Source organism: Kineococcus sp. GCM10028916, from assembly GCF_042674865.1.
Lineage (GTDB): Bacteria > Actinomycetota > Actinomycetes > Actinomycetales > Kineococcaceae > Kineococcus.
The window spans coordinates 177727-187627 of record NZ_JBHTFM010000016.1; the positions used below are offsets into that span (position 1 = coordinate 177727).

Sequence of the window (9901 nt, forward strand, 5' to 3'; positions counted from 1 at the left end):
CCGCCGCTGCGGCGCACGCTGTGGACGACTCGGCGGCGGGGCGCCCTGTGGACACCGCGGTGACGTCCGGGCCGACCTCGTGGAGTGAGGTGTCGGTGCGACGAAGTGGGCGCCGGGGCAGCCGATCCGTCGCACCGATACCTCACTCCACACCTCAGGAGGGTGGTGACACCGATGGGTGCGACGGGGCGGGTGGTGAGCCACCCGTGCACCTGGGCAACCGCCCCTCGCCGCGCTCACTACGCTGACCCCATGCCTCAGCTGCGGGTGGCCATGGCCCAGATCGACACGACGGTCGGTGACCTCGACGGCAACGTCGCGGCCATCCGCGAGTGGACGCGGCGGGCGGCGCAGGAGGGGGCGCACCTGGCGCTGTTCCCCGAGACCGCCGTCACGGGGTACCCGGTGGAGGACCTCGCGCTGCGCACGTCCTTCGTGAACGCCTCCCAGCAGGCCGTGAAGCGGTTGGCGCGCGAGCTCGCCGACGACGGTCACGGCGACGTGACGGTCGTGGTCGGCTACGTCGACCGGGCCGGGGAGGACACCCGGCCGGCGACGGCGGGACGGCCCAAGGGGTTGCCGCAGAACTGCGCGGCCGTGCTGCACGGCGGGCGGGTCGTGGCGCGCTACGCGAAGCACCACCTGCCCAACTACGGCGTCTTCGACGAGTACCGCATCTTCGTCCCGGGTGACGACCTCCTCGTGGTCCGGGTCAAGGGTGTCGACGTGGCCATCGCGATCTGCGAGGACCTCTGGCAGGACGGCGGACCGGTGCAGATGGCCGGTGACGCCGGGGCGGGGCTGCTCGCGGTCATCAACGCCTCGCCCTACGAACGCAACAAGGACGACGTCCGCCTGGAACTCGTCGCGCGTCGCGCGGCGGAGGCCGGCTGCCCCATCGCCTACGTCAACGCCGTCGGCGGTCAGGACGAACTCGTCTTCGACGGCGACTCCCTCGTCGTGGCGCCCGAGGGCACCGTCCTCGCCCGCGGCCCGCAGTTCCGCGAGGAACTCGTCGTCGTGGACCTCGAGGTCCCCGAGGGGGTGAAGACGCCGGGCTGGGAGGAGAACGTCCAGCGCGCGACGATCAGCGCGGACCTCGTCCCGGCCTACCAGCCCACCGTCTCCCCGGTCCTGGAGCCGCTGCCCGACGTGGCCGACGTGCACGCGGCGCTGGTGCTGGGTCTGCGCGACTACGTGCGCAAGAACGGTTTCCGTTCCGTCGTCATCGCGGTCTCCGGGGGCATCGACTCCGCGCTCGTCGCGAGCCTGGCCTGCGACGCGATCGGTCCGGAGAACGTCGTCGGGATCTCGTTGCCGTCGGGGTACTCCAGCCAGCACTCCAAGGACGACGCCGAGGACCTCGCGACCCGCTGCGGTTTCGAGTACCGGCAGTACCCGATCGCCCCGATGGTCGACGCGTTCCTCGGAACCGTTCCCCTGCAGGGGGTCGCGGAGGAGAACCTGCAGGCCCGGGTGCGCGGGACGACGATCATGGGACTCGCGAACCAGGAGGGTCACCTGACCCTGGCGACGAGCAACAAGAGCGAGCTCGCCGTGGGGTACTCGACGTTGTACGGCGACTCCGTGGGCGGCTACGCGCCGTTGAAGGACGTTCCCAAGACGCTGGTGTGGGACCTGTCGAACTGGCGCAACGCCGACGCGGCCTCGCGGGGCGAGCAGCCACCGATCCCCGAGAACACCATCACCAAACCCCCGTCGGCGGAACTGCGCCCGGACCAGACCGACCAGGACTCGTTGCCGCCCTACGAGATCCTCGACGCGATCCTCGAGGACTACGTCGAGGGCGACAAGGGCCGCGCGGACATGCTCGAGGCGGGTTTCGACCCCACGGTCGTGGACTCCGTCGTCACGCTCGTCGACCGCGCGGAGTGGAAGCGGCGCCAGTTCGCACCCGGGCCGAAGATCTCCTACAAGGCGTTCGGACGTGACCGGCGCCTGCCCATCACGAACCGCTGGCGCGAACCGGCGGCGTCGGCGACGCTGACGCCGCCGGTCGAGGTCAAGACCGATTCGTCGTTGGGACGGAACTGACATGGCCTACGCCACCGAGGCGCCCGCGAAACGGCGCCGGACCCGCATCCACCACTTCCAGCAGTGGAAGGACGCGGGCGAGAAGTGGTCGATGCTGACCAGCTACGACGCGATGACCGCGGCGGTCTTCGACGAGGCGGGGATCCCGGCGCTGCTCGTGGGCGACTCCGCCGCCAACACCGTGTTCGGGATGTCCTCGACGATCCCGGTCACCGTCGACCAGCTGCTGCCGCTGGTGCGGGCCGTCGTCGCGGGCGCCCCGCACGCCTTCGTCGTGGCCGACCTGCCCTTCGGCTCCTACGAGGCCTCCGACGAGCTCGCGGTGACCTCCGCGGTGCGGATGATGAAGGAGGGCGGCGCGCACGCGGTGAAGTTCGAGGGCGGCGCGCAGCGCGCCGGCCGCGTCCGGGCGGTCGTCGACGCCGGCATCCCGGTGATGGCGCACATCGGGTTCACCCCCCAGTCCGAGCACGCCCTCGGCGGGTACCGGGTCCAGGGCCGCGGTGACGCGGCCGACCGGGTCCTCACCGACGCCCGCGCACTGGCCGAGGCGGGCGCCTTCGCGGTGCTCATGGAGATGGTCCCGGCCGACGTCGCGGAACAGGTCACCAAGACCCTGGCCGTCCCGACGGTGGGCATCGGGGCCGGCAGCGGCACCGACGGTCAGGTCCTGGTCTGGCAGGACTTCGCGGGCCTGACGGAGCGCACCGCGTCGTTCGTGAAGAAGTTCGCCGACGTCCGCACCGCGCTGCTCGACGGGGCCCGCGCCTACGCCGCCGAGGTCCGCGACGGCTCCTTCCCCGGGCCGGGCCACTCCTTCTAGTCGAGGCGCAGCGAGAGGGCCTCGCCGCGCACGTGGTCCAGGGCGCGCCGCAGCGCACCCAGGACGACGACGTCGCGACCCAGCGTCGAGGCGACCACGAGAGGGCGCGGCAGGTCGAGGAACGAGGGCAGTTCCCGGTTCACGACCTCCACGAGCGCCGATGACGCCGCGCCGCCGGCCAGGATCACCCGTTCGGGGTCGAACAGGCTCACGAGCGTGACGACGATCCGCGTCAGGCGCAGTCCGGCGATCTCGACCTGCGCGGTCGCGACGAGCCCACCGGCCCGCGCGGCGGCCAGGACGTCGGCGGCCTCCTCCGTCCCGCCGAGGTCGCGCAGCACCTTGCCGAGACCCGCCGAGGACCCGACCCCCTCGACGATGTCGAGGTAGCGCATCTCCCCCACCCCACCGCGCACCCCGCGCAGCAGCCGCCCGTCGTCGACGACGCCGGCCCCGATGCGTTCCCCGGCGAGCACCGTGACCTGGTGCGCCAGACCGGCTCCGGCCCCGCACCAACCCTCGGCCAGCGCCGCGAGGTTCGCGTCGTTCTCGACGAGGACGGGCCAGCCGAACCGGTCGCCGAGGACGCCGGCGAGGTCGGGGTTGGTGAACGCCCAGAAGGGGTTGTCCGTGCCGACGGTCCGCCCGTCGACCCCCACCGGGGCCGGGACCCCGACCGAGACGGCCAGCACCCGGGGGGAGCCCGCCGCCGCGCACGCCTCCCGAAGCACCTCGTCGAGGGCGGCGATCCGGTGCGCGACCGGGGTCCGGCCGGCGACCTGGTCGACGACCCGCTCGACCGCCGCCAGCGGAACACCGCGCAGGTCGGTGACCCGCGCCGAGATCCGGCGCTCCCCCGCGTCGATCCCGACGACCGCCCCGGCGCGGGCGTCGAACCCGTAGCGACGGGCGGGGCGCCCCTTCGTGTAGGTCCCGGTGGAGCGCTGGTTCTCCAGTTCCCGCAGCCAGCCGCGGTCGATGAGCTCGTCGCACACGTCGTGGACCGTCGCCCGGGAGAGTCCCGTCACGGCGATCAGGTCGCTGCCCGTGACGGCGGCACCGGGGGGCAGGTCCCAGACGTGCAGGAGCACGGCGCGCGCGTTGTCGTCGCGCAGGCGGCGGGTCACCGACCCGGTGGTGGAACCCGTCGTCGTCACCCCTTGACCCCTCCCCTCGGCACTGGGCACACTTTAGCCACGGCTTAGATTTAGGCCTCACATCAAATACTCACCGTCACTGGAGACCGTGTGTCCCACCTGCTGGAAGAACGACCCACCGCCCCCGCGACCGACGCCACCTGGTGGCGGCAGGCCGTCGTCTACCAGGTCTACCCGCGCAGCTTCGCCGACAGCGACGGCGACGGCATCGGCGACCTCCCCGGCATCACCGCCCGCGTCCCGCACCTGCGCCGGCTCGGGGTCGACGCCGTCTGGCTCTCCCCCTTCTACCCCTCCGCACTCGCCGACGGCGGTTACGACGTCGACGACCACCGCGCCGTCGACCCGCGCATCGGCACCCTGGCGCAGTTCGACGACCTCGTCACCGCGCTCCACGCGGCCGGGATCCGGCTCGTCGTCGACATCGTGCCCAACCACTCCTCCGACCGGCACCGGTGGTTCCAGGCCGCGCTCGCGGCCGGTCCGGGTTCCCCCGAGCGGGAGCGCTACGTGTTCCGGCGTGGCCTCGGCGTCGACGGGGAACGACCCCCGAGCGACTGGACCTCGGTGTTCGGCGGTCCGGCCTGGGAACCCGTCGGCGACGGCGACTGGTACCTGCACCTCTTCGCCCCCGAACAGCCGGACTGGAACTGGGACCACCCCGACGTGCGTGCGGACCACCTCGAAACCCTGCGGTTCTGGGCCGACCGCGGTGTCGACGGGTTCCGGATCGACGTCGCCAACGCCCTCACCAAGCACCTCCCGGCCACGTTGCCGAGCGCCGAGGAACTGCGTGCCGCCGACCTGCCCGACGGAGCGCACCCCTACTTCGACCGCGACGAGGTGCACGAGGTCTACGCCGCATGGCGCGAGGTGTTCGACTCCTACGACCCGCCGCGCACCGCGGTCGCCGAGGCCTGGGTCCCCGCCCACCGCCGCGCCCGCTACGCCTCCCCGCTCGGCCTCGGCCAGGCGTTCAACTTCGACCTGCTCCTGGCCCGCTTCGACGCGGCGACCTACCGCACCGTGGTCGAGGAGAACCTCCGGTTCGCCCGGGACGCCGAGAGCTCCTCGACCTGGGTGCTCTCCAACCACGACGTCGTCCGCCACGCCAGCCGTTTCGCGCTGCCGCCCGGCACCGACGAGAAGGCCTGGCTGCTCAGCGACGGCCACGACCCCGAACCCGACGTCGCCGGCGGTCTGCGCCGCGCCCGGGCGGCCACGGCCTTCGTCCTCGCCCTCCCCGGCAGCGCCTACCTGTACCAGGGGGAGGAACTCGGACTGCCGGAGGTCGCGGACCTGGCGCGGGCCGACCTGCAGGACCCGACGTGGCTGCGCTCGGGCGGCACCGAGAAGGGACGCGACGGGTGCCGGGTCCCGCTGCCCTGGAGCGCCGAGGGTCCCTCGCACGGGTTCGGGCCGGGTGGTTCGCACCTGCCCCAACCGTCGTGGTTCGCCGACGTCGCCGCCGACCGCCAGGACGGCACCCCGGGATCGACGCTGGAGTTCTACCGGACGGCGCTCGCGGTGCGGCGTCGACTCCAGACCGTCGAGGAACTGTCGTGGGTGGAGGGGACCCCCGAGGGTGTCGTGCAGTTCACCCGACCCGGCGGCTGGACGTGCCTGACGAACTTCGGTCCCGACCCGGTGCCGTTGCCCGCCGGGCAGGTCGTGCTGTGCAGCGGTGAACTCGGGAGCGACCTGGTTCCCGCGGACACCACGGTCTGGCTCGAGGACGAAGCTGGACGACCCTCCGCCTGACGGCGACGGCGATGGATGCGGCGGTAGCGCTCGGTCGTGCCCACCTCACCCGGGGCGCCGTCACGTGAACGCCCGGTCCTGCTGCGACACCGGTCGCAGCAGGACCGTGGCGGCCAGGGCCGCGAGCAGGGCGGGCACCAGCACCGCGGCCACGTCGGACCAGGGACCACCCTGCAGGCTCGAGACGAAGATCACCGCGCCCTCGGTGGGTTGCGCGCTCTGCTCGCGCTGGAACGCGGTGGGCGGGGCGTACCAGGCCCACGCCGCGAGCCCGGCCAGGGCGACGCCGACGAGGGCGGCCACCAGGGCCACCACGCCCGCGCACCGTCGCCGCCGGCCCGAGGACCGCCCCCCGGGAGACGCCGCCGAAGCGCACGAGTCGAGGGCGGTGCAGAGCAGCGGCAGCGCGGGGTCCAGCCACGCGACCGAGCGGAGGTGGTCGCCGAGGCCGGGTGCCTCGGTGAGTCCCGGGTAGGCCGCGACGTCGTCCGCGTCGAGACCCCCGGCGAGGACCGCCGCCGCGGTCGCGAGGACGAGGAGCGTCGGAAGCGCCGACGCGAGCACGAGCAGGGCCAGCGGGACGCCGGCGGCGAGCAGCAGGACGACGGCCGGCGCGGTCACGGACGCCGGTGGTCGGTGGGGCGGGTCGTGCGGAGGTGCCATGATCCGACGGTAGGACAGCCCGCCCACCCCGCCGGAGGAAACCACCGTGGACCGCCCGCTCAGCCCACCGCAGGGGGCCGGCCCGGGGCCGGCGCCCGAGGACCCGCGCGACTGGGTGCACCGTGCCGTGCGCACGGTCGAGGCGGACGCCAACCGCAGCGCCGACACGCACCTGCGGGTGTTCCCGCTGCCGGCGAGCTGGGGGGTCCAGCTCTACCTCAAGGACGAGTCCGTCCACCCGACCGGTTCGCTGAAGCACCGGCTGGCCCGCTCGCTGTTCCTCTTCGGCCTGGCCAACGGCGCCATCGGTCCCGACACCACCCTCGTCGAGGCCTCGAGCGGCTCCACGGCCGTGTCCGAGGCCTACTTCGCCCGGATGCTCGGACTGGAGTTCGTCGCGGTGGTCCCCCGCCAGACCGCGGCGGTGAAGCTCGACCTCATCACCCGCTACGGCGGACGGTTGCACCTGGTCGATCGACCCGGTGACGTCTACGCGGCCGCGGAGGACCTGGGGTCGCGGGAGGGCTGGTACTACTTCGACCAGTTCTCGACGGCCTCGACGGTCACGGACTGGCGCGGGAACAACAACATCGCCTGCTCGATCTTCGAGCAGATGGCGATGGAACCCCACCCGGAACCGGAGTGGATCGTGGTGGGCGCCGGGACCGGTGGGACGAGCGCGACGATCGGGCGCTACTGCCGCTACCAGCAGCACGCGACCCGCCTGGCCGTGGCCGACCCGGAGGGTTCCGTGTTCGCCGAGGCCTGGCGCACCGGGTCGCGCACCGTGACCGGTCCGGGTTCGCGGATCGAGGGGATCGGGCGCCCCCGGGTCGAACCCTCGTTCGTGCCCTCGGTGATCGACGAGGTCTTCACCGTCCCCGACGCCGAGTCCGTCGCCGCGATGCGGATGTTGTTCGAGCGCACCGGGATCCGTGCCGGTGCCTCCACGGGGACGAACCTCTCCACGGCACTGCGCCTCGTCGACCGGATGCGCCGCGACGGGCGGCCCGGGTCGGTCGTCACCCTCATCTGCGACGACGGGAACCGCTACCTGGACACGTACTACTCCGACGCCTGGGCCGAGGGGCGGGGCCTCGACCTCGACGGCGCCCGGGCGGTGCTGGCCCCGCTCTTCGGCGACGTCGGTCCGTGAGCCGAGCCCGGCGGCGGAACTCCCGCGACGGGGCGGGTCCGCTTCGCTAGGTTCGGCTCGTGACGACGACGGAGTTCGATCTCGACCTTCCCGACGGGCGCGTCCTGCACGCCCACGACACGGGTCCGGTCCACGACCCAGCCACCCGCGGACCGGTCGTGCTGTGGCACGGCGGGACCCCGAACACCGGTGAACCCCCCGCACCGCTGCTGACCCCGGACGTCCGCTGGATCGGCGTCGACCGCCCCGGCTACGGCGGCTCGACCCGTCGGGAGGGGCGCGACGTCGCGAGCGTCGCCGCGGACGTCGTGGCCGTCCTCGACCACCTGGGGATCGAGCGTTGCGTGACGCTCGGGCACTCCGGAGGCGGGGCGCACGCCCTCGCCTGCGCGGCCCTGGCGCCCGACCGGGTCGTCGCGGCCCTGTCGATCTCGGGTCTGGCGCCCTACGACGGGAGCCCCGACTGGTTCGACGGGATCGGCCCCGCCGGTCGGGCGAGCCTGGGTTCCGCCGTGGCGGGACGCGCATCCCGGGAGACGTTCGTGCCGGGGCCCGACGCGATCGACTTCACCGCCGCGGACTGGCAGACGCTGGAGGGGCCGTGGGGCTGGTTCGGCCCGGTCGTGCAGCGGGCCACCGCGAACGGGCCGGGCGGGATGGTCGACGACGACCTCGCGGGGGTGGGCCCGTGGGGTTTCGACCTGGCCTCGATCCCGGTCCCGGTGTTCCTGCTGCACGGCGACGCGGACCGGGTCGTCCCGGTCGGGCACGCCCGCCGGGTGGCCGCCGCCGTCCCGGGGTCCTCGCTGCGGGTCGTCCCGGGGGCGAGCCACCTCTCCGTGCTCGCCGAGGCGCCCGCGGCTCTCGCGGAGCTGGTGGAGATCTGGCGGTGACGGTCGGTCGATCGTGCACCGGGCCCGACCGGTGGTCGTCGGCGTCCCTAGCGTCGAGGGGTGCCCACCCGCAGGTTGCCGACCGCCCTCACCGTCGCCGTGGGTTTCGGCTGCCTCACCGCGGGGCTCGTGAACCTGGCCGAGCACCCGGCGGCGCGCTTCGGCGGGTACCTGCTGAACGCGGGGTGGGCCTGGGCGGGGTTGTCGGTGCTGGCGGGCGCGCTCGTCGCGCGGCCGGTCCCGGGCGCCATGACCGGGTGGCTGGCGGCGGGGTGCGCGTTGTTCGCCTTCGACGCCACGGACGCGGTCGTCCGCGGTGCGCCCCTGGTGTCGGCGCTGCGGGCGGACCTGTCCTGGTGGGCGGTCAGCCTGGTGCTCTGCCCCCTCCTGGGCCTCGTCGGCTCCCAGCTCCGGCGCCCGGACCGGCTCGGTCTGCCGGCCCGGCTGGTCGTCCCGGCGGGGGCCGCGCTGGAGATGGTTCTCCGCCCGCCGGGCGGCGGCCTGCACCCCGAGGCGCTCGGGGTGCAGGTGAGCGTCTGGGCCGGCGCCGCCGTGACCGCGGTGGTCCTGCTGACCCGGTACCGGCGGACGGAGCGGCCCTGATCGGACCCGGTCCCGCAGCGCGGTCCGATCGTCCGCCGGGCAGGACCCGCACGTCGGGGCGGTTCAGGCGGACAGCATCCGGGCCACCGTCGCGTACGACTCCCGCGGGTCCCCGGCCAGGAGGGTCTTGGCCAGCGCGGCGAGGTCGTCGGTCACCACCTCGAACTCCCCGGCCTCGACCCCGTCCAGGGTGGCGCGGGCGATGTCGGCGGGATCGGCCTTGGGCAGGTCCTGGCCCGCCGTCATGTCGGTGTCCGCGATGCCGATGTGGACGCTGGTGACCTGGGTCCCCTGAGCGGCGAGTTCGTGGCGCAGGCCGTTGCTCATGCTCCACACCGCCGCCTTGGTCATGGCGTAGGCGGTGGCGCCCGGCAGGGCCAGCCAGGACGCGGCCGAGGCGACGTTGACCACGGCACCGCCACCGTTGGCGGCCAGGACGGGCGCGAACGCGCGGACCATGGCCAGCGGACCCCAGACGTTCACGGCCATCTCGGTGTGGACCCGGTCCAGGTCGCCGAGCAGGGTGGCACCGGAGGCGATCCCGGCGTTGTTGATCAGCAGGTCGACGTCGCCGGCCTGGCGGGCAGCGGCCTCGATCGCCGCGGGGTCGGTCACGTCGAGGGCGAGCACCTCGGCTCCGGGGAGGTCGAGCAGTTCCGGACGACGGGCGGTGGCGTAGACCTTCGCCCCCCGCTCCAGGAGTTGGGCGGCGAGGTGGGCGCCGATGCCCCGGTTGGCTCCGGTGACGAGTGCGGTGGCTCCGTTGAGGTTCATGCCGGGTACGCTAGAA

9 protein-coding genes are annotated in these 9901 nt (G+C 73.8%); 6 read left to right on the top strand and 3 right to left on the bottom strand.

Translation table 11 applies throughout. The annotated features are described in order from the left end of the window. Positions 1-252: 252 nt before the first annotated feature. Both ACFQ46_RS14650 and panB read left to right on the top strand, forming a co-directional pair. Positions 253-2055: an NAD+ synthase gene (locus tag ACFQ46_RS14650; RefSeq protein ID WP_380260135.1), complete on the top strand. Its 1803-nt coding sequence runs from the start codon at positions 253-255 to the stop codon at positions 2053-2055. Position 2056: 1 nt separating this feature from the next. Further along, complete coding sequence (gene panB, locus ACFQ46_RS14655) at positions 2057-2878, top strand: 3-methyl-2-oxobutanoate hydroxymethyltransferase (RefSeq protein ID WP_380260136.1); 822 nt, start codon at positions 2057-2059, stop codon at positions 2876-2878. Here panB and ACFQ46_RS14660 read toward each other — a convergent pair. Further along, positions 2875-4035 (bottom strand): ROK family protein, encoded by a 1161-nt coding sequence (locus ACFQ46_RS14660; RefSeq protein WP_380260137.1) that lies wholly within the window; start codon positions 4033-4035, stop codon positions 2875-2877. The genes panB and ACFQ46_RS14660 overlap by 4 nt on opposite strands. A gap of 90 nt (positions 4036-4125) precedes the next feature. Between ACFQ46_RS14660 and ACFQ46_RS14665 the strand changes: the two genes are divergently transcribed. Further along, entirely contained in the window at positions 4126-5796 is a 1671-nt protein-coding gene (locus ACFQ46_RS14665; protein ID WP_380260138.1) for a glycoside hydrolase family 13 protein, read from the top strand. Between the two features lie 60 nt (positions 5797-5856). Here ACFQ46_RS14665 and ACFQ46_RS14670 read toward each other — a convergent pair whose 3' ends face one another. After that, positions 5857-6459 carry a hypothetical protein gene (locus tag ACFQ46_RS14670; protein WP_380260139.1) on the bottom strand — a complete coding sequence of 201 codons (603 nt, stop codon included), beginning with the start codon at positions 6457-6459 and terminating at the stop codon, positions 5857-5859. 46 nt (positions 6460-6505) lie between these two features. On the opposite strand from ACFQ46_RS14670, the gene ACFQ46_RS14675 reads away from it, so the two are divergent. From ACFQ46_RS14675 to ACFQ46_RS14685, 3 genes are read left to right on the top strand one after another with little or no spacing between them, the layout of a single operon-like run. Continuing rightward, positions 6506-7615, top strand: a complete 1110-nt coding sequence (locus ACFQ46_RS14675) for a PLP-dependent cysteine synthase family protein (RefSeq protein WP_380260140.1) — start codon at positions 6506-6508, stop codon at positions 7613-7615. A gap of 59 nt (positions 7616-7674) precedes the next feature. Further along, positions 7675-8508, top strand: coding sequence for an alpha/beta fold hydrolase (locus ACFQ46_RS14680; protein WP_380260141.1), 834 nt, complete (start codon positions 7675-7677; stop codon positions 8506-8508). A gap of 60 nt (positions 8509-8568) precedes the next feature. After that, positions 8569-9111 (top strand): hypothetical protein, encoded by a 543-nt coding sequence (locus ACFQ46_RS14685; protein ID WP_380260142.1) that lies wholly within the window; start codon positions 8569-8571, stop codon positions 9109-9111. 63 nt (positions 9112-9174) lie between these two features. On the opposite strand, the gene ACFQ46_RS14690 is transcribed toward ACFQ46_RS14685, so the two are convergent. Further along, the gene (locus ACFQ46_RS14690) at positions 9175-9885 is read right to left on the bottom strand and encodes an SDR family oxidoreductase (RefSeq protein ID WP_380260143.1); all 711 of its coding nucleotides are present in this window, start codon (positions 9883-9885) and stop codon (positions 9175-9177) included. Positions 9886-9901: the final 16 nt, after the last annotated feature.